At 63.1% G+C, this 20,747-nt stretch carries 17 protein-coding genes; 10 read left to right on the top strand and 7 right to left on the bottom strand.

The features are described from left to right. The first annotated feature begins 109 nt into the window (after positions 1–109). Positions 110–1,441 carry a mechanosensitive ion channel family protein gene (locus tag LOM8899_RS11180; protein WP_093992317.1) on the top strand — a complete coding sequence of 444 codons (1,332 nt, stop codon included), beginning with the start codon at positions 110–112 and terminating at the stop codon, positions 1,439–1,441. A 91-nt stretch (positions 1,442–1,532) separates the two neighbouring features. Here the strand turns inward: LOM8899_RS11180 and LOM8899_RS11185 are convergent, their stop codons facing one another. Further along, entirely contained in the window at positions 1,533–3,056 is a 1,524-nt protein-coding gene (locus LOM8899_RS11185) for an ABC-F family ATP-binding cassette domain-containing protein (protein WP_093992318.1), read from the bottom strand. Between the two features lie 438 nt (positions 3,057–3,494). Here LOM8899_RS11185 and rsfS point away from each other — a divergent pair, with 438 nt between their 5' ends. From rsfS to LOM8899_RS11225, 8 genes are all read left to right on the top strand, one after another. Further along, complete coding sequence (rsfS, locus tag LOM8899_RS11190) at positions 3,495–3,854, top strand: ribosome silencing factor (protein ID WP_370739348.1); 360 nt, start codon at positions 3,495–3,497, stop codon at positions 3,852–3,854. Positions 3,855–3,858: 4 nt separating this feature from the next. Beyond that, positions 3,859–4,329, top strand: a complete 471-nt coding sequence (gene rlmH / locus LOM8899_RS11195) for a 23S rRNA (pseudouridine(1915)-N(3))-methyltransferase RlmH (RefSeq protein WP_093992320.1) — start codon at positions 3,859–3,861, stop codon at positions 4,327–4,329. Positions 4,330–4,475: 146 nt separating this feature from the next. Further along, complete coding sequence (gene gpmI, locus LOM8899_RS11200; RefSeq protein ID WP_093992321.1) at positions 4,476–5,996, top strand: 2,3-bisphosphoglycerate-independent phosphoglycerate mutase; 1,521 nt, start codon at positions 4,476–4,478, stop codon at positions 5,994–5,996. Further along, the gene (locus LOM8899_RS11205) at positions 5,993–7,120 is read left to right on the top strand and encodes a murein hydrolase activator EnvC family protein (protein WP_093992322.1); all 1,128 of its coding nucleotides are present in this window, start codon (positions 5,993–5,995) and stop codon (positions 7,118–7,120) included. The genes gpmI and LOM8899_RS11205 overlap by 4 nt, the downstream gene beginning before the upstream one ends. A gap of 19 nt (positions 7,121–7,139) precedes the next feature. Further along, a complete protein-coding gene (locus LOM8899_RS11210) occupies positions 7,140–8,501 on the top strand; it encodes a S41 family peptidase (RefSeq protein WP_093992323.1) in 1,362 nt (453 codons plus the stop codon). A 4-nt stretch (positions 8,502–8,505) separates the two neighbouring features. Further along, positions 8,506–9,000, top strand: coding sequence for an RNA pyrophosphohydrolase (locus tag LOM8899_RS11215; protein ID WP_281253225.1), 495 nt, complete (start codon positions 8,506–8,508; stop codon positions 8,998–9,000). Continuing rightward, on the top strand, positions 8,997–9,476 hold the full coding sequence (locus LOM8899_RS11220) for a hypothetical protein (protein ID WP_093992324.1): 480 nt from the start codon (positions 8,997–8,999) through the stop codon (positions 9,474–9,476). The genes LOM8899_RS11215 and LOM8899_RS11220 overlap by 4 nt, the downstream gene beginning before the upstream one ends. Before the next feature lie 113 nt (positions 9,477–9,589). Next, positions 9,590–10,681, top strand: a complete 1,092-nt coding sequence (locus LOM8899_RS11225) for a Do family serine endopeptidase (RefSeq protein ID WP_093992325.1) — start codon at positions 9,590–9,592, stop codon at positions 10,679–10,681. A gap of 166 nt (positions 10,682–10,847) precedes the next feature. Here the strand turns inward: LOM8899_RS11225 and LOM8899_RS11230 are convergent, their stop codons facing one another. The 6 genes from LOM8899_RS11230 to dapE all read right to left on the bottom strand — a co-directional run bounded on the left by LOM8899_RS11230 (position 10,848) and on the right by dapE (position 18,866). Further along, the gene (locus LOM8899_RS11230; RefSeq protein WP_093992326.1) at positions 10,848–12,176 is read right to left on the bottom strand and encodes a HAMP domain-containing sensor histidine kinase; all 1,329 of its coding nucleotides are present in this window, start codon (positions 12,174–12,176) and stop codon (positions 10,848–10,850) included. Continuing rightward, positions 12,173–12,847 (bottom strand): winged helix-turn-helix domain-containing protein, encoded by a 675-nt coding sequence (locus tag LOM8899_RS11235; protein WP_093992327.1) that lies wholly within the window; start codon positions 12,845–12,847, stop codon positions 12,173–12,175. The genes LOM8899_RS11230 and LOM8899_RS11235 overlap by 4 nt, the downstream gene beginning before the upstream one ends. A gap of 9 nt (positions 12,848–12,856) precedes the next feature. Further along, positions 12,857–14,068, bottom strand: coding sequence for a lytic murein transglycosylase (locus tag LOM8899_RS11240; protein WP_093992328.1), 1,212 nt, complete (start codon positions 14,066–14,068; stop codon positions 12,857–12,859). Then, positions 14,068–15,216, bottom strand: a complete 1,149-nt coding sequence (locus tag LOM8899_RS11245) for a lytic murein transglycosylase (protein ID WP_093992329.1) — start codon at positions 15,214–15,216, stop codon at positions 14,068–14,070. Before LOM8899_RS11245 ends, LOM8899_RS11240 begins: the two co-directional genes overlap by 1 nt. Positions 15,217–15,326: 110 nt before the next feature. Then, positions 15,327–17,597 (bottom strand): ribonuclease R, encoded by a 2,271-nt coding sequence (gene rnr / locus LOM8899_RS11250; protein ID WP_093992330.1) that lies wholly within the window; start codon positions 17,595–17,597, stop codon positions 15,327–15,329. Between the two features lie 117 nt (positions 17,598–17,714). Beyond that, complete coding sequence (gene dapE, locus LOM8899_RS11255) at positions 17,715–18,866, bottom strand: succinyl-diaminopimelate desuccinylase (protein WP_093992331.1); 1,152 nt, start codon at positions 18,864–18,866, stop codon at positions 17,715–17,717. 285 nt (positions 18,867–19,151) lie between these two features. On the opposite strand from dapE, the gene LOM8899_RS11260 reads away from it, so the two are divergent. Next, positions 19,152–20,735 carry a Hint domain-containing protein gene (locus LOM8899_RS11260; RefSeq protein WP_093992332.1) on the top strand — a complete coding sequence of 528 codons (1,584 nt, stop codon included), beginning with the start codon at positions 19,152–19,154 and terminating at the stop codon, positions 20,733–20,735. The last annotated feature ends 12 nt before the right edge of the window (positions 20,736–20,747 follow it).

Consider the following 20,747-nt stretch of genomic DNA (forward strand, 5'->3'; position numbering starts at 1 on the left):
AAACCCGCGCGTCGGATTGTCAGGTCGGAAAGACGCCCCGGAACACCTTTAGTTTGCTTGCCGAAACGGGACCGAACGGTCAGTATGGAAAGGCAACAAAGGCGGGTCAATGGAGCTAGACGACACCTTCGCCGCGCAGGCGAGCAACATATTGCAAATCGGAAAAGAGCTTATCGGGCAAGCCGAGGTCTTCCTCGCGACGTTGCTGCGGCCCTGGAATTTCTACCAAATCCTGATCGCGATCGGCCTGTTGGCATTGGCGCACATCCTTCGGGCCGTGCTGGCACCTCGATTGCACGCCTGGATGCGAACCCGGGAAGGCTGGCCGCGCTGGCGGATGCGGTATCTGGTTGTCGTGCACAAGAGGCTGCGGGCGATCTTCTTTGTCGTCCTGATCTGGACCGTCGTGCTGATCATGCGCGAAGTGACCTGGCCGTCCCGAAGCTACCTGCTTGGGATCGTAGCCAACTTGGCAACGGCATGGCTGATCGTGGCGTTCGGAACCCGGCTGATCGCCAACCCGATCCTGCGAAGTGTCGTGCGCTACGGGGCTTGGGTCTGGATCACATTGCGGATCCTCGGGCTGACCGAAGAATCCGAGAACCTGCTTGATACGATTGCCCTGCATATCGGCGACATGCGGATTTCCATGCTGCTCGTTCTGCAAGCGCTTCTGTCTCTCGGGGTGTTGATTTTCGTGGCGCGGTTGGTCAACCGAACGGCGACCGCGCGGATCGAGGGCAACGATGAGATCAGCCCGTCGATGCGGGTGCTCATGGTCAAGGTCATGCAGATCACGCTCTACGGCATCGCGTTCTTTGTTGCGATGCGGGCGGTGGGGGTCGATCTGACGGGGCTGGCCGTGCTTTCGGGCGCGATCGGCGTCGGTCTTGGTTTTGGTCTGCAAAAGGTGGTGTCCAACCTTGTGTCGGGGGTGATCATCCTGCTCGACAAGTCGATCAAGCCCGGCGACGTGATCAGTTTGGGCGAGACGTTCGGCTGGATCAATTCACTGGGGGCCCGGTACGTCAGCATCACCACGCGTGACGGCAAGGAATACCTCATCCCCAACGAGGATCTGATCACCGGGCAGGTGGTGAACTGGTCGCATTCCAACGATTTCGTCCGGCTCGATATCTTTTTCGGGACCGCCTATGGAAACAACCCCCACGATGTCCGCCGCATTGCCATCGCGGCGGCGGCCTCGGTGCAGAGGGTCCTGCCGGACAAGCCTCCGGTTTGCCATATCGTGGGATTCGGTGACAGCAGCGTAGACTATATACTGCGGTTCTGGATCAGAGACCCGACCGGTGGCCTGACCAACATCCGGGGCAACGTCTACCTCGCGCTTTGGGACGCATTCGCCGAGAACGGGATCGACATCCCGTTCCCGCAGCGCGAAGTCCGGCTGTTGGGAAATGAGAGGGGCCTGACCGAATAGCGCGCCTTCGGCGCATTCGATGTGCGCTTTGCGCGGTTTCGCGGGGGCCTTGCCCCCGCACCCCCAGGATATTTTTGACCCAAAGAAATGGCTAGAGAGTCAGCTCCGACTGAGAGCTGAAGAATTGCTCCGGGCTCTCGACTTCGATCAGCCTGTTGCGCTCGATCTGCCAGAAACGATTGCCGATTGCCCGCACGAAGCTTCGGTCGTGGCTGACCAGAAGGCAGGTCGCCTCGTGCGCGAGCAGTTCCGCTTCGAGCATCTCCTGCCCTTCGATATCGAGATGGTTGGTCGGCTCGTCGAGCAGGTAGAAGTTGGGGTGACCCAGCCGCAGGATCACCATGGCCAAGCGGGCCTTCTGGCCGCCCGAAAGCGCCACTAGCGGCCCGTTCTGCATGTCGATGGACATGCCTGCGCCGGCCAGCACCGCGCGTGCCCGCTGATCCCCGAGGTCGAATTGGTGCGTGATCGCCTCCAGCGGCGTTGCGTATCCGTCCAGCTGGCTCAACCCCTGATCCGAGATGCCCGGAACGATGGAAGGCGTTGCGCGGACCTCCGGATCGTTTGCGCCCCGGAGCACCTGTGCGACCCGCGTCATCAGCCGGGTCTTGCCGGTTCCATTCCGGCCGAGCAGAACAATTCTGTCACCCTGGTTGATCCAGGCTTGGCCGGTCTTGAACAACACGCGGTCGTCAGGGGTGCTGATCTGGGCGTCCTCAAAACTAACCAATGCCTTGGCATGGGTGCCGCTGTTCGTCAGACGGATCGCACCGGCCGTTCGATCCGCGTGGGCGGGCCGCGCGGCGTCTTCGAGCTTGGCGGCACGGTCCTTGAGCTGCTTGGTCTTGGTGATCAGTAGGTCTGAGCCGGAATTGATCCCGATGTTCTTGAGTTTCGCCGCCTGCCTGCGCAGTTGCGCGGCCTTCTTCATGTCGTTGTCGAACTGTCGCCCATCGGCGGCGTCGGCCTCGTCCAGAGCAATGCGGGCGTGGCTGAACGGCAACGGAAACAGTCGGCTTCGTTCGGCCCGGAGGAACAAGGTTCGATTGGTGACCGCGTCCAGAAAGGCCCGGTCATGGCTGGCGATGACCATCGGCAGATCGCGCGGCAGGGTGCCGATCCATCGCTCCAGCAGTCCGATCCGCACGAGATCGAGGTGGTTTGTGGGCTCGTCCATCAGCAGCAGGTCCGGTTCCGTCACCCAGACGCGGGCGAGCATCGCCAACCTCTGCCAGCCACCCGATAGATTGCGAAGCGGTGTCTGACGATGATCCTGGGGGATATTCAGGTCGTCTAGGACGATATCGACGCGCCAGCTTTCCTCTTCCGCTTGCTCGGCCGACAAGGCCGAAAGCACGAGGGCATGGAGCGGCAGATCACCCAGCTCGTCCGGGATGTGCTGCTCGAGATGGCCGATCCGCAATCCGCGTGCGCGGGTGATCTCTCCCTCGGTCGGCTCGAACGCGCCCGTCATACAGCTCAGCAGGGTGGATTTGCCGCGGCCGTTTGCGGCGACGAGCCCGACCCGGTCCGCTTTGTTGAGGGTCAGGTCCAGTCCGGTGAAAAGGGGCGTGCCGAGCGTGACGCCGAGGCTGCGAAGGTTTAGAATGGCCATGAGATGGGTCTCTGATCTGAAAGTGGAAGTGGCCCGGCGAGGGCCGAAAAGAGCAGATCAGGATTGGAATGTCGTCCCGGATCAGCCCTGCACGAAGACGCACAGGGCGAAAACAGGGCTCATATTTCGAGGCAATCGCACGGTCGCGACCATTGTCCCCTCCTTCGGTTCAATTCAGATTTGCACGGGATTGACCGGAATGCAATCGGTTGGAGGTTGGTGAAGTGGCTGAATAGTGGCGCAATTGTCGGCCTGAATTCGCCTGTCGTCAGGTCCTTTATTGAAATGTCACTTTTGGAGGGCTAAGTTGACACCATGCCTTGCGCCGAGGCTGATGGCGGCGCGTTTCAGGAGGACAATGATCTGTCACCCAACACCATGGCGGCTTCGTCCGCTGCCGCACCGGCCGAACGCGCTCGCAAGAAGGGCGATCTCGGCATGACCAAGGCAACGTCTGACGCGCTCCTGAGCGCGGTTCTTGCCTCCCTCGATGAAGACAAGGCCGAAGACGTCGTGCAGATTGATCTGCGCGGCAAGTCCGAGATCGGCGACTGGATGGTCGTCTGTTCGGGGCGGTCGTCCCGTCAGGTCAACGCAATCTCGGAGAAATTGACGGACCGCCTCAAGGCGGAATTCGGCGTCATCTCGAAGGTCGAGGGCAAGGAAACCGGCGATTGGGTTCTGATCGATACCGGCGACATCATCGTCCATGTGTTCCGGCCGGAAGTGCGCGAGTTCTACCAGTTGGAGAAGATGTGGCTGCCTGCTGGCACCGATCCGGCTGCATCGTTCCGCTAAGGACATGAAGGTATCGATCTGCGCTGTGGGTCGCCTTCGGGCGGGCCCGGAAAAAGATCTGGTCGACGACTATCTGAAGCGATTTGACCGAACGGGCCGGGCGCTTGCTCTCGGGCCGTGCGCCGTGAGCGAGGTGGAGGATCGCAAGGGTGGCGGCATGGCTGCCGAAGCGACCTTGCTGGATCGGGCCATTCCGGACGGTTCCTTGATTTGCGTGATGGACGAGCGCGGTGCGGTGCTGTCATCGCCGGATTTCGCGTCCAAACTGGCGGGTTGGCGCGATCAGGGGCGCTCTGACGTTGCATTCGTTATCGGTGGGGCCGACGGGATCGATCTCGCCCTGCGAAGCCGCGCTGATTTCGCGCTGTCATTCGGGGCAATGGTCTGGCCGCATATGCTGGTTCGGGTCATGTTGGCCGAGCAATTGTATCGCGCGGCATCGATCCTGTCGGGGGCGCCGTATCATCGCAGCTAGGTTGGGCGCGGCCACTTATACCCTCCGAACATTCGCTCATCGGCCGCGTTGCGACGTGGATATTTTTGACCCAAAGAAGCACCCTGTCGTTCACCTTGCCGAGCCCATGGGTTAGAACCGACGACAGAGTATGAGGAGAGCCAGCCATGTCCGTGCCGAAACCTGTCGTCCTGTGTATCCTCGATGGATGGGGGCAGCGCGAAGAGACCGAGGGAAACGCCCCGGCCTTGGCAAAAACCCCGGTATTTGACGAGATCATGTCGACTTGCCCCCATGCGACCTTGATCACACACGGGCCCGATGTGGGCCTGCCGACGGGCCAGATGGGCAATTCGGAAGTAGGGCATACGAATATCGGCGCCGGACGCGTGGTGGCGATGGACCTTGGGCAAATCGATCTCGCCATCGAGGATGGATCCTTTGCCAAGGCCGAGGCGCTGGTGCGCTTTGTTGCCGCGCTGCGCAAGAGCGGTGGAACGGCGCATCTGATGGCCGTGGTGTCCGATGGCGGTGTGCATGGCCATATCGATCACCTCATTGCGGCGTGTCAGGCATTTGCTGATGCGGAAGTTCCTGTGGCGATCCATGCGATCACCGACGGGCGTGATGTTGCGCCGACTTCAGCGGCGCATTTCCTGAGCGACCTGCAGACCCGGATGCCCGATGGCGTACGGATCGCAACCGTTATTGGCCGCTATTACGCAATGGACCGGGACAACCGTTGGGAACGGGTCAAGACCGCCTATGACGCCATGGTTCTGGGTGAGGGCGAGACGTCCGACACTGCAGATGTGGCCGTCACGAATGCAACGTCGGATGGCAAGACCGATGAATTCATTCCGGCCACAGTCATTGGCGATTACTCTGGCATGGCACCTGAAGATGGGCTGTTCTGCCTCAACTTCCGCGCCGACCGCGCCCGCGAGATCCTCGCCGCCGTCGCTGACCCGGATTTCGACGGTTGGGATCGTGGCCCGCGGCTCGACCTCACCGCCCGGCTCGGCATGGTGCAATATTCCGACGCTCACAACGCATGGTATGACACCGTCTTTCCTAAACGCGAGATCGTCAACACGCTCGGCGAATGGGTGGCCAAGCATGACCTGAGCCAATATCGCCTCGCAGAGACCGAGAAATACCCCCATGTCACCTTCTTTCTGAATGGTGGCAAGGAAACCCCGGAAGACGGCGAGGATCGCAAGATGCCCCTGTCTCCGAAGGTCGCGACCTATGACATGCAGCCGGAGATGTCCTCGGTCGAAGTCACCGACGCCTTTGTCGCCGCCATCGAGCATGGCTACGACCTGATCGTGACCAACTATGCCAATCCGGACATGGTCGGGCATACCGGCGATCTTCAGGCCGCGATGGCGGCCTGCGAGGCGGTCGATACCGGGCTGGGACGGGTCGTCGCGGCACTCAAGGCAGCGGGTGGGGCCATGATCGTCACGGCCGACCACGGGAATTGCGAGGTCATGATCGACCCCAAAACCGGTGGGCCGCATACGGCGCATACCACCAATCTGGTGCCTGTCGCCCTTGTGGGTGGGCCGGATGGGGTCAGCCTTCGTCACGGCCGCTTGGCGGATCTGGCGCCGACGCTGCTCGACCTGATGGGGCTCGACCTGCCGCCGGAAATGACGGGGCGGAGCCTGATCGTCAGATGATCCGCCGGGCGGTCCTCGTAGCCGTGCTGATGGCGGGGCAAGCACTGGCCCAGGGTCAGGGCGAAACCGCCGAGGCGGCGGCGGCAGCGGCGGCACGGCTCGAGGCGGCAAGCGTCATGTTGCAGGAGGCCGACCGGGGCAGCGACCGTATCTCAGCGCTTACCGAAACCGTGCAGGCCTATGAAGATGGCCTCGTGGCTCTGCGCGACGGCCTGCGGCGGGCCGCAATCCGGCAGCGGGCCATCGAAACGGAACTCGACGCCCGTTCGGAAGAGGTCGCCGAACTGCTCGGGGTGTTGCAGACAATGGGTCGCGCTCCGGCTCCGCTCTTGCTGCTGCACCCGTCCGGGCCGCTCGGAACGGCGCGATCTGGGATGATGGTGTCCGAGGTGACGCCCGCGTTGCAGGTGCGGGTCGATGAGCTCAAGGCCGATCTGGAAGAGGTTTCGCAACTGCGCGCGCTGCAAGACAGTGCGGCAGACACCCTGCGGCGCGGACTCGACGGCGCGCAAGAGGCGCGGGCTCAGCTGTCACAAGCGATATCCGAACGGACCGACCTGCCGCAGCGATTTACCGAAGACCCTGTGCGCACTGCCTTGCTGATCGCCTCGACTGAAACGCTCAGCGCCTTTGCCAGCGGGCTGGCCGATGTGGTGGATCAGGATCTGGGTGGGGTCGCCCCGGACGCGACGGCGCTCAAGGGTGGGTTGGGACTTCCCGTGCAGGGCACTGTCCTTCGGCGGTTCAATCAGGCGGATGCCGCCGGAATCGTGCGGCCCGGTCTGGTGATCGCTGCACGACCGCGGTCGCTGGTCACCTCTCCGGCGGCCGCCACCGTGCGGTTTCGCGGGCCGCTGCTCGACTATGGCAACGTCATCATCCTGGAGCCGGCGCCCGATGTCCTGCTTGTCGTTGCGGGGCTGGCGGAGGTATTCGGCGAAGCCGGCCAAGTTTTGCCGCAAGGGGCGCCGATTGGCCTGATGGGTGGTGAACAGCCCGGAGTTGACGCTATTTTGACCGAAAGTGCTGCCGGAGTCGGCGGCGGACGCTCGGAGACCCTTTATCTCGAGGTAAGGGAAGGGCAGTCTGCAGTAGATCCCGCGACATGGTTCGCGCTGGAATGATGTATTGAGGATGTCAGCAATGAGAAAGCTTTTGATGGCCGTCGCGGGAGGCACCGCGCTTGGTCTGGTGGTGACGACGCAGGTCGCAGGCCCGTTGATCGCCCAAGAGGCCGCCAGTAGTGGCAGCGTCTATGAACAACTGGATCTGTTCGGCGACATCTTCGAACGAATCCGCGCCGAGTATGTCGAGGACGTCGAAGCCTCCGACCTGATCGAGGCCGCGATCAACGGCATGCTCACCTCGCTCGATCCGCATTCGAGCTATCTCAGCCCGGACGACGCTGCGGACATGCGGCTGCAGACCCGTGGCGAATTCGGTGGCCTCGGGATCGAAGTGACGCAGGAAGAAGGCTGGGTCAAAGTCGTCTCGCCGATGGACGGCACCCCGGCGGATGCGGCCGGCATGATGTCGGGCGACTTCATCACCGCAGTCGACGGCCAAAGCACGCTCGGGCTGACGCTCGACGAGGCGGTCGAGTTGATGCGCGGCCCTGTCGGGTCGGAGATCATCATCACGGTCGTGCGCGAAGACAGCCCGGAGCCGTTCGACGTGTCGATCATTCGTGACACCATCCGGCTCACAGCCGTGCGGGCGCGGACCGAAGGCGAGACCGTCGTGCTCCGGGTGTCGACCTTCAACGACCAGACTTTCCCCAACCTGTCGGACGGTCTGGCAGAACAGATCGCCGAAGCGGGCGGGATCGAAAACATCAACGGGGTGGTCATCGATCTGCGCAACAACCCTGGCGGCCTGCTCAATCAGGCGGTCTATGTCTCCGACGCCTTCCTCGAGGCGGGCGAGATCGTGTCCACCCGTGGACGTGATCCGCAGGACGGGGATCGGTATAACGCGACACCGGGCGATCTGGCCCAAGGTCTGCCGATCGTGGTGCTGATCAATGGTGGCTCGGCCTCGGCGTCCGAGATCGTCGCAGGTGCGCTTCAGGATCACCGCCGGGCGATTGTCGTGGGCACGCAGTCCTTCGGCAAAGGCTCGGTTCAGACCGTCATGCCGCTGCGTGGCGACGGTGCCATGCGGCTGACGACAGCGCGGTATTACACGCCCTCCGGCCGGTCGATCCAGTCGCTCGGAATCTCGCCCGACATCATCGTGCAGCAGCCACCAAGGCGTCCGCTGGACGAAGAGTCAGAGGATTCGGATGCCGCTTTCCGGTCCGAGGCCGATCTGCGCGGGGCGCTCTCCAACAACAGCCTCACGCAGGACGAGTTGGACATCATCCGCGACGATCAGGCCCGCGCCGAAGCGGCAGCAGCACTGCGTGAAGAGGATTATCAGCTGGCTTACGCCATCGACATCCTCAAAGGGCTCTCCGCCCTCGGTCCGGCAGCAGCCGCTGCGCTTGCGCAAAGCGGTAACTAAGCCAGTGTCGAAGCAGTTGACCGCCGAACAGATCGCCGCATTGCCGTATCGGCCCTGCGTCGGTCTGATGGTGGTCAACCGCGACGGGCATGTCTTTGTCGGAACCCGGGCGGACCGGTTTCAGGAAGCATGGCAAATGCCGCAAGGCGGCATTGATCCGGGCGAAGACCGCGACACCGCCGCCATGCGCGAACTCTGGGAAGAGACCGGGATCACCGCCGATCACGCCCATATCGCCGGCTGGACGGCCGAGCCGATCCCCTACGATCTACCGCCCGAGATCGTGCCGAATATCTGGAAGGGGCGGTATCGGGGTCAGATGCAGGACTGGGCGTTGATCCGGTTCACCGGGCCGGACAGCGCGATCAACATCGCGACAGAACATCCGGAATTTACGAAATGGAAATGGGTTCCTCCCAAGGAATTGGTTCCGGGGATCGTCTCATTCAAACGGGCGGTCTATGCCCGTGTCGTTCAAGAATTGGGACAACTGATATGAAACAGATCGCACTCCTCACAGCGGCCATGTTGGTCGCAGGTCAGGCCAACGCACTCAGCTGCCTGCGTCCGGATCCGGCGCAGACGTTCCAGCGGGCCTCCGATGCGTCCGAGATCTATGTCGTGCTGCGCGGCAGCTTCGACTTCGACGAGGCGCTGATGCCGGAAATGGGCAGCGGACCCGAGACAGGGGATCCCGCCGCCGTGGCCGCGCGCTTTTCAGGCACTGCACTGGGGCCGGACGGATTCACCATTCCCTACGAGACGGAATTGCTGCTGCAACCCTCCTGTGCCGGGCCGTGGTGCGGCGGTCTCGCGCCGACCGACGACGCGGTCGCCTTCGCACGGGACGGCGGCGAAGGGGCCTATGTGATCGACCTCGGTCCCTGCGGTGGCAATGTGTTCGACACAACTCCTGCGGTGATCGAAACGATCACGCAATGCATGGCCGGTGGCGCCTGCACCCCGGCCAACTGATCACGCCCCCGGCACCGCAGGTGAGGCAGATTACAGCGATGTAATCTGCATGCCACCTCGGCGAAAGGATGGGGGTCTACTTCTTGCTCAGCATTCATGAGCAGGAGTGAACCATGAGCATTCGCACCCTATCCACCCGGCTGGCCTTGGCCGGGCTTATGGCAGGAACCTCGGTCGTTGCCCTCGCGCCGACGACGGCGCTGGCCGTGCCCGCCGGGGGCTATGCCGATCTGGTCGAACAACTGACCCCCGGCGTCGTCTATATCGAAGTATCCAAGGTCCAACCGGCTCAGATGGAGATCCCGGGCTTCGACAAGGACGAATTCGAGCGGCGCTTTGGCCGTCCATTCCCCGACATGCCAAACAACGGTCCGTCGCAGGGGCTGGGTACCGGCTTCGTCATCTCTGACGACGGCCAGATCGTGACCAACAACCACGTCGTCGAAGGCGCGTCCGAGATCACCGTGCGGCTGACCGATGGCACCGAATATGTCGCCGAAATCATCGGGGCGGATCCACTCACCGACGTTGCCCTGATCCAGATCGACGCCGAAGGGCTGACGCCGCTCAGCTTTGGCGATAGCGCCGCGATGCGGGCCGGCGACGAAGTGCTGGCCATCGGCAATCCCTTCGGTCTCGGCAACACGGTCACTTCGGGGATCGTGTCCGCTGTGGCCCGCGATATCAACTCGGGGCCTTATGACGATTTCATTCAGACCGATGCGGCCATCAACCGGGGCAACTCCGGCGGCCCGTTGTTCAACAATGAAGGCGAAGTCATTGGCATGAACACAGCGATCTTCTCGCCTGGCGGGGGGTCTGTCGGGATCGGATTTGCCGTGCCATCCGACATGATCACCGAAATCGTCGCCGATCTGGCAGACGACGGGATGATCGCGCGCGGTTGGCTGGGCGTCCAGATCCGGCCGATGACCGACGAAGTCGCTGAAGTGCTCGGCTATGACAAGCCGGTCGGCGCTGTCGTCGAGCGGGTTTCGCCAGACAGTCCGGCTGCAAGCGCCGGGTTGCAGACCGGCGACATCATCCTGCAACTGAACGGCACCGATCTCGAGGATACTCAAGCCCTGCAACGCGCCGTGGCTGACGTCGACCCTGAGACCGAAGTGCAGGTGACACTGCTTCGAAAGGGGCGGGAACTGACGCTGGATGTGACCTTGGGCACCCTGCCCACATCCGATACCTGATCCAGCCGGGGCGAAGGCGCACCACGCGAATTCGCTCCGCGCTGACCGCGACAGGTGGGCAAAAACCCACCGACCTCATCGCTCAGAAACAGGCCGAAGAAGAGCCTCTCTACTCCACGCGATGCCATCGGGCCGCTGCATGTCCCCGCAGCGGCCCGATGTGCGTTCAGGGGGTGGGAAAGGTGAGGGTGACGCGCAGACCCGGCGCGTTGTCCGAAAGCTGGAGGGTCGCGTCGTGCAGCGCGGCAATCGCCGCCACGAGGCTGAGGCCCAGCCCACTGCCTTCGCTGGTGCGGCTCTGCTCAAGACGGTAGTGGCGGCGAAGCACCTTGGCCCTCTCCGGCTCTGGAATGCCGGGACCACCATCGGCCACGCTCAACGACGCGCCGTCGACGCCCACGGCAATGGCCGTGCCGGGCGGGGTGTGGCGCAAGGCATTCTCAATCAGATTGGCGACGACCTGACCCACCATCGAGCGTTCGGCCCGGACCATTGCGGGGGCTGCCGCGGCAAAGCTCAACCGATGACCGGATTCTTCGGCGGCCGGTTCGTAGACATCGACGATGCCGGCGACGACATCCGCCAAATCGACAGGTGCAAAAGCGGCCTGCGGGCCGGCGCCCTCGATCTGCGCGATCTGCAACAGGGCCTGAAAGGTGCGGACGATCTGGGCCGTCTCGGCGCGGGCCTTGTCCACGATGCCGCGTTGAGCCTCCGTCAGTTGGCCGTCTTCCAACTGTTCGAGCAGCACCGAGACGCGTTGGATCGGGGTCTTGAGGTCGTGGGCAATGTCCGTCGACACTTGCCGGAGCGACGCCATCGTCGCCGCCTGCGCATCTGCCATCTGGTTCACCGCAGCGGCAATCTCGGCCAAATCGTCAGGGCCACCGGTGACATCTGTCACGCGGGCCTCAAGATCGCCCTCTGTCAGATCGCGCAGAGTCTGCCCGATCGATTCCACCCGAACCGACGCGCGCCGGGCCGACCACACACCAATGGCGCTCGCAATGGCAAAGGTCGGCAACAGGCTCACGACGAGCAGCACGCTGAACGTCGACCATAGCTCCGAGACCTGCTCTCGGTTCCGGGCCAAGGTCAGGTTGCCAAGGCCCACCCGACCCTCGACCACCAGATAGCTCTCGGCCAGCGGCGTCTGGCCCTCTGGCAACTGCCGCTCGGCCACGATGCTCAGCCCGCCCAGACTGGGCAGGCCCGCCACGTTGCTGAACCTGTCGCCGCTGTCCGAGCGGTAATCAATGATCAGATCGGCCGCGGCGACGGACCCGATCTCGCCCAGGATACGCTCGACAAGGTCGCGCTGCCCCCGGATGCGGCGATAGCTTTCGAATTCCTGGCTGACCCTTTCGCGCAAGGCTGTATCGGCCTCGTCGCGGGCGATCAGGTAGGTCACCGTCGTTCCGACTCCCGTGGACAGCCCGAAGACGATCAACAACGTCGCCGTCAAGCGAACCGGAGTGGAGCGCCACAGTCTCATTCCGCGTCGATCCGATACCCGGCTCCACGAACGGTGACGATCAGATCATGGTCGAACGGCTTGTCCACCTTGGCCCGAAGGCGGCTGATGTGGGTCTCGACCACGTTGGTTTGCGGGTCAAAGTGAATGTCCCAGACCGCTTCGAGCAGCATCGTGCGGGTCTGAACCCGGCCCTTGCGGCGAAGCAGATGCTCCAAAAGGGTGAATTCGCGCGGCAACAGGTCGATGACCTGTCCCGCGCGGGTCACTTGCCGCGTCAGCAGGTCCATCTCCAGATCACGGGCCTTCAGCACCGTCGGCGCATCCGACATCTGCGGGCGCCGCCCCAACGCCGCCAGCCGGGCACTCAATTCACCAAAGGCAAAGGGCTTGACGAGGTAGTCGTCTGCGCCCGCATTCAGCCCTTCGATCCGGTCGTTCACGCCGCCGACAGCGGTCAGCATCAGCACCGGCACCCTGTTGCCGGCACCGCGCAAGGTCTTGACCACCGCCATTCCGTCAAGACCCGGCAGCATCCGGTCCACCACGATCACATCGTAGCCACCGACACTGGCCTGCACCAATCCGTCCGCGCCGTCGGGGATCAGGTCGACGCCATGACCCTCTTGGCGCAGGCCATCCGCGATGTAGGCCCCGGTTGTCGGATCATCCTCAATGACGAGTATTTTCATGCGGCAATCCTAGCGGAACCGCTCCAAAAGAGCAGGGGCCGCGTAGCCGTCAGGGATCAGATCATTGGCAAGCTGGTAGGAGCGGATCGCATTGACCGTATTCGGGCCGATCAATCCGTCAATGCCTTGGGTGGAATGGCCAGCCTCCGTCAGGCCGCGCTGCAATTCCTGACGCTCGGCAAAGGTCAGCGCACGATCGTCGAGCGGCCAGCCGCCCTCGATCGGACCGCCTCCGCTCAGACGGTCGGCCAGATGGCCTACGGCAATCACATAGGCGTCGGCGGTGTTATAGGTCTCCAGCGCGGCAAAGTTGTCAAAGATCATGAAGGCCGAGCCAAGCGCCCCGGCGGGCAGTAGGATCGACGCCATGCCATGATCCGGGATGACATTACCGTCAGTGTCGCGAATGCCGATCTCGGCCCATGCGCTCGGCAACCGGATGTCACGGCGGTCGGCAAGGGTATAGTCGAAGCGCTCCGGCAAATTGACCTCTACACCCCATGGCTGGCCCGTCACCCAACCGGCGTTTTGCAGATACCGCGCGGCGCTGGCCAAGGCATCGGTCGGATCATCCTCCCAGATGTTGCGCTTGCCATCGCCCCGGAAATCCACGGCGAGTGCAAGGAACGATGACGGCATGAACTGGGTATGTCCCATCGCGCCCGCCCAGCTACCGCGCATCCGGTCGGGCGTCGTGTCGCCATTGTCGAGGATCGTCAGAGCGGCGATCAACTCGGCCTCGAAAAACGCCCCGCGGCGTCCGTCAAAGGCCAGCGTGGCAAGGGCAGACAGAGTGCTCGTATCGCCCCGTACGGCACCGTATGCGCTCTCCAGCCCCCAAATCGCAGCAATGATATGGCGATCCACGCCATAAGCGGCCTCGATCTCGTCAAATAGCGCGGTATTGGCGGCGAGCTTGGCTTGCCCGTTCTGAATCCTGGCATCGGACACAGCGGTGCTCAGGTAATCCCAGATCGTCTTGGTGAACTCGTTCTGATTGCGGTCGCGGTCCACGACAACAGGCAGATATTCCAGCCCCGGAAGGGCCGCGTCCAGGGTGACAGCCGAAATCCCGGCGTCCAGCGCGCGCGGCCGAAACCCGTCCAGCCACTCCTCCAATGTCTCCGCCACGATCACCTCCGCCACAACCGTCTCCTCGGCCTCAGCCTGCGCCAATGCCGCCCCGGCCAGAATGGCCAATATCGCCGCCAAACGCCACATCAGCGCAACCTGTTCAGCAGATCGACCGACGGCTCCCCGGTCACGGGCAGGCCGTTGCGGGCTTGGTACGCAGAGATCGCTTCACGAGTGTTAGAGCCGATCACGCCGTCCGCGCCTTGGGTGTCGAACCCGGCTCGGGTCAGGCGCTGCTGCAACTCTATCCGCATGTCCTTGGTCAGGCCATTGGCATCAGGGGGGAAACTGGCCTGAATGGGGCCGCCGCCGCGCAGACGGTCGCTCAGATGGCCGACGCCAATCGCATAGAGATCGCTGTTGTTATAGCGTTTGATGACGTTGAAGTTGCTGGTCACCACGAATGAGGGGCCACCGGCCTGTGGCTGGATCGTCCGGCCCGACAAACCACGGGCGGCTGCAGTGCCCGCCTCGGCACCCCAAGGCAGGCCGCGCTGCCAGCCGGAATTCGCCAGATAAGCCGCCGCAGAGGCCAGCCCATCGGTCGGATCCGCCGACCAGATATCGCGGCGGCCGTCGCCCCGGAAATCCACGGCATAGAGTTCATAAGACGTGGGAATGAACTGGGTATGGCCCATCGCGCCCGCCCAACTGCCGACCATTCGGTCGGGGGTGGTATCGCCATTCTGAAGGATCTTAAGCGCAGCCGTCAGTTGCTGTTCAAAGAAGCGGCCGCGGCGACCGTCAAAGGCCAGAGTGGACGTCGACGACACCACCGGGATATTGCCCATGCGCGTGCCGTACTGGCTCTCCAGCCCCCAGATGGCGGTGAAGACCTGACGCTCAACGCCAAACCGGGCCTCGATCTCGGCCATCAGAGCGCTGCGGCGTGCCAATTCGGCGCGGCCCGTCGCGATACGCGCGTCAGAGGCAGCAATCGCCAAGTAGTCTTCCAGAGTGCGGGTGAATTCCGTCTGGCTGCGGTCCCTCTCGATGACACCGGGGGTATAGCCCGCACGGGCGAAGGCGGCGTCGAAGGTGCTGGCAGACACGCCAGCGTTCAGGGCACGGCTGCGATAGCCGGCAACCCAAGCATCCCACGCCGAATTCGGGACGGTCGGCATCGGCGGTGGCTCGGCTGTGGTGGTCTGTGCGACCGGAGCGGACGACCCGCCACAGCCTGCAAGCGCGCTGGCCAATAGGCCAAGGGTCACTGCGCGTCGTGTCTGGATCATTTTGTCTGCCCCATCAATCTGTCAGGCTTTATTAACCAACGCCTGTTCTATAACGAAATGGGGGTGATCTCGAAACGGATCAATCCCCCACACGGCAGCATATCGCTCACTTATTTGCGGGTGCGTTTGACCTTTCGCTTGACCTTGGCGGCCTTGGCCTTGGCCACGCCTGCCTTGCGACGCACCGGCTTGCCGCCGCCCCTGCGATGGTGCGGGCGGGCGGACACTCTGGGCATCATTTGCCCGTCGAGCGAAACCAGCTCCGCAACCAGCCCTCCGGTGACGGGGGTCGCCTCGGTCAGCTTGACCACCGCGCGTTGGCCCAAGCCGATCGTCAGGCCGGTGTCAGAGCCCATCAGCGTCTGGGATTCGGCGTCAAAGTGGAAGAACTCCGCGCCCAGCGTGCGGATCGGGATCAGGGCATCGGCCCCTGTGCCCTCAAGTTTCACAAACACGCCAAACCGGGCGATACCCGCGATACGGCCCTCGATCTCGGTGCCAATGGACTTGCTCAGATAGGCAGCGAGATAGCGATCGGTAGTGTCGCGCTCGGCCATCATCGACCGGCGCTCGGTGTCGCTGATGATCTTGGCGGTTTCGTCGAGGTTTTCGATATCCCACGGGCTCAGGCCATCGTCGCCCCAATGATGGGCCGAAATCAGGCCGCGATGCACGATCAGGTCGGAATAGCGGCGGATGGGCGAGGTGAAATGGGCATAGTTGCGCAAGGCAAGGCCGAAATGGCCGAAGTTTTCGGGGTTGTAGTAGGCCTGTGTCATGGCACGCAGGGTCGACAGGTTGATGACCTCGTCATGCTCCGTGCCCTCGGCCTGGGCGAGCAAGCGATTGAGGTGCGAGGTGTGTAGAACCTGCCCCTTGGCCAGAACCATGCCGGAGGCCTGCGCCACGTCGCGAAGGGCATCCAGCTTGTCCGGGTTCGGTTCTTCGTGGACGCGAAACAGAAGCGGGGTCTTCTTGGCCACAAGGGTCTCGGCGGCGGCGACATTAGCGAGGACCATGTATTCCTCGATCAGCTTGTGGGCGTCGAGGCGCTCCTTGTAAGCGATCGAGGTCACTTCGCCGGAATCGCTCAGGACGATCCGGCGTTCGGGCAGGTCCAGTTCCAACGGCTGACGCGCCAATCGGGCACGTTTCAGGGCCTCATAGGCGGCATAGAGCGGGCGCAGAACCGGCTCCAACAGGGGGGCGGTCTTGTCGGTGGTATGGCCATCCATTGCGCTCTGCACGTCTTCGTAGGCGAGCGATGCCTTGGACAGCATGAGACCGCGCTTGAACTGATGGTCGAGTTTCCGGCCCTCGGCGTCGATACGCATTCGCACTGCGATACAGGCGCGGGGAACGTTCTCGTGCAAAGAGCACAGATCGCCCGACAGACTGTCGGGCAGCATCGGGACGACGCGGTCGGGGAAATAGGTGGAATTGCCGCGCTTGCGGGCCTCGCGATCCAGCTCTGATCCGGGGGTCACGTAATGGGCGACGTCCGCGATGGCGACCCAGAGGATGAAACCGCCGGGGTTCTTGGGATCTTTGTCGTGCTGAGCAAGGACAGCGTCGTCGCGGTCGCGGGCGTCTGATGGGTCGATGGTGATCAACGGGAGATCGCGCAGATCCTCGCGGCCCTTGAGGCCGGCTGGCTTGGCCGCATCGGCCTCGGCGACCACCGCATCGGGGAAATGATCCGGGATGGCGTGCTGGTGAATGGCGATCAGGCTGACCGCCTTGGCGGCCGTCGGGTCGCCAAGAACGGCAACCACGCGGGCCTTGGGCAGACCCATCCGGGACTTTGGCCCGGCCTGCTCGGCCTCGACCAATTCGCCATCCTTGGCGCCACGATCATTGCCGGGTGCCACGATCCACTCGCGGTCAGAGCCCTTGTCGACAGGCAATACGCGGCCGCCCTCGCTGCCGGAGCGGTAGACGCCCAGAATGCGCTGAGGGTTGGTGCCGATCTTGCGAATGACCCGGGCGGTATAGGCATGATCGGGATCATCCGGGGTGGCGGTCAGGCGGGCCAGAACCCGGTCGTTCGGGCCGAGCGCGTCCTGTTCGCTCAGCACCATCAGAATGCGCGGCTCGGGGCCGTCGCCGTGCCATTCCATCGCCTGTGCAAAGACATCGCCGTCCTTGTCGGGGGCAAGGACGGTCAGCACCGACACAGGCGGCAGGCTTTCCGGGTCGCGATAGGTCTTGCGACGCTTGGACAACAGACCCTCGGCCTCCATCTCCTTGAGGAGACGTTTGAGGTCGATACGGGCGGCACCCTTGATCCCAAAGGCCTTGGCGATGTCGCGCTTGGCCGTCAGGGTAGGATTGTCTGCGATCCATTGCAGGATCGCGTCTTTGGTTGGAAACTGGCTCATGATGTTGGACTAGCACGCCGCGCGAGGCGCGTCATGACAAGATCCGCGCTCCGACCGACTGTCGGTCGTTTGGCAGTTGGTCCAACAGTGAGTTTTCTTGCCAAGATGAAGGAGCCGTCAGGCGAAATAGTCGGCCAGAATGCGGCTGTAGATGGATTTGAGCTGCTGGATCTGTGCCACGCTGACCCGTTCATCCACCTGATGCATGGTCTTGCCCACCAGGCCGAATTCGACGACCGGGCAGTGCAATTTCACAAAGCGCGCATCCGAGGTGCCGCCAGAGGTGGAAAGCTCGGGGCGACGCCCCGTTTCGGCCTCGACCGCGGCACCGATCAGGTCGGACAGCGGGCCGGGTGGCGTGACGAAGCTCTCGCCCGAGACCTTGACCTTCATGTCGATCGTGACGTCGAAGGTCTCGGCGGCGGCATCGACCTCGGTTTGCATCCATTGGATGAGTTCGGCGCTGGTGTGGTGATCGTTGAACCGGATGTTCACCGTCGCGCGGCACTGAGCGGGCACCACGTTGGTCGCCGGGTTGCCGGTGTCGATGGTCACGATGGCAAGGCTGGACGGATCGAAATGGTCCGATCCGTCGTCGAGCTTGTGCGACGCCAGCCTGTCCATCAGTCGGGCCATCGCGGGCATCGGGTTGACGTAGAGCGACGGGTAGGCCGAATGCCCCTGCACGCCAGTCACCGTGAAGAACACGTTCATCGAGCCGCGCCGCCCGATCTTCATCGCCTCGCCCATGATGTTGGGGCAGGTGGGCTCGCCCACGAGGCAATCGGTCATCGCCTCGCCCTCGGCGGCCATCCAGTTGAGCAGGGCCGTCGTGCCGTCCAGCGCGTCGCCTTCCTCGTCGCCGGTGATCGCCAGGATCACCGCTCCGTCCGGCGGCGTCGTCTGCACGAAGTCGATCGCGGCGGCGACAAAGGCCGCAACCCCGGATTTCATATCGGTCGAGCCGCGCCCCCACAGGAACCCATCCTTGATCTCGGCGCCAAAGGGATCGACCGTCCAATCCTCCGGATTGCCCAAGGGAACCACGTCCACGTGACCGTTGAAGCCAAACGATCTGTTGGCCCCCTTGTGACCCCATCTGGCAAAGAGGTTGCTGACGCCGCCGCGATCGACCCTCGTACAGGTAAAACCGGCCGCCGACAGCACCGACTCCAGCAGGACCAACGCGCCGCCCTCGACAGGTGTGATCGACGGGCAGCGGACCAGATCGGCGGTCAGGGCAACAGGATCGACGGGTGATTTGGACATGACGGCTCCGGTTCTGGGTTGGGTCGGGGATAGCGCCGGGACGGCCGCGATGCAATCGGGACTGTTGCCCATCCGGCACAGGCCGCCAGTCGGGCCGGTCCTCGGGCCAATAGAACCGATGAAAACCGCGATTTTGATGTAATTTGGACGTAATAAGATGACCCGAGGCAGGGCAGACGCAAAATCGTCGGTAACGCGGAGCAGTTGTTACCAAATATAGTATGCGCCCGGAAACCGGGGCGGATTTGGCGTATGCGCTGACCTCTTGTGAGTAAGAGGCAGGACATGGTTACAGGGGTCGAACTGACCTATGACACAGGCGCCGACGCCATGGAGATGGCCGAGGCGATCTTTGGCGATAGCGTCGAGGTGGTCTCCGCGAGCTACTCCGGTTCGTACTATTCATCGGCGATCTACACCAACGGGGAGTCGATCTCGCCCAACGTGGTGCCGGGCGATACCGGGGTGATCCTGTCGACCGGGGCGGCGACATATTTCACGAATTCCGGTGGCGGCTCGAACGACTATTCGAACACCAGCTACAACAGCGGTGGCGAGAATTACAACGACAGCTTCGATGACGTGGCCGGCACCTATACCTATGACGCGGCCTATATGGACATCGTCTTCATCCCGGACGGGGATGTAATGACGATGCAGTTCGTCTTCGCTTCGGACGAATATCCGGAATACTCGGATTCGATCTACAACGATGTCGTGCTGGTCGAGGTGAACGGTGAAGTCATCCCACTGTCCGTCACCAACTCGTCGACCTCGGTCACGGAGATCAACCAGAACGAGAACGTCAACCTCTACAACGACAACACCGCCGATCAGTACAACACCGAGATGGACGGTTTTACCGTCACCATGACACTGACCATTCCGGTGGTGGCAGGGGAGGAGAACTCGATCCGGATCGGCATCGCGGACGCCTCGGACAGCAACTACGATTCCAATCTCCTGATCGCAGGGGATTCGCTCCAGACCGATCTGGTGGCGATTCAGGACGATGTCACGGTAAAGGAAGGGGTGACCAAAACCGTCGATGTGCTGGACAACGATCTGAACGCCACCTCCGGCACTCTGGTCATCACGCATATCAACGATATCGCTGTGACCGCGGGCGATACGGTCAACCTGACAACCGGTCAGTCGGTGACGCTGAATGCCGACGGGACGCTCTCGATCACGGCGGATTCTGACAACGACACCGTTTCGTTCACCTACGAAACTGCGGCAGAGGATGGGTCCGGCGCTGTGCTGGAAACCGACGTTGGCTTTGTCACGGTCACCACGGTGCCGTGCTTCGTGGCCGGCACCCGGATCAGCACGCCGGACGGGGACCGGCGGGTCGAGGACCTTCAGCCCGGCGATCTGGTGCTGACCAAGGACGCAGGAGCGCAGCAGGTGCGCTGGGCCGGGCGGCGATCGGTCGCGGCGCAGGGCCGGATGGCTCCGGTCCTGATCCGCTCCGGGACATTTGGCACGCATGGCGATGTCATGGTCTCGCCGCTGCACCGGGTTTTGGTCACGGGCGGCGTCGCGGAACTCCTGTTCGCCGAACCCGAAGTGCTGGTCACCGCCCGGGATCTGGTCAACGACCGTTCGGTGCGACGGGTCGAAGGCGGAACGGTCGACTACGTGCACATCATGTTCGATGCACATCAGGTGATCTACGCCGATGGGCTGGCGACAGAGAGCTTCCTGCCGGGGCCGCAGACCACGAGCCTCTTCGAGGACGAAATCGTCGCCGAGATCTGCGCGATCTTTCCAGAGCTCGATCCGGTGACGGGCGAGGGCTACAGCCCGGCCGCTCGGCGGACGCTCAGGGCCTATGAGGGCCGGTTGCTGGGGCAGGTGGCCTGATATGGCGCGACG

Source organism: Flavimaricola marinus (assembly GCF_900184895.1).
Lineage (GTDB): Bacteria > Pseudomonadota > Alphaproteobacteria > Rhodobacterales > Rhodobacteraceae > Flavimaricola > Flavimaricola marinus.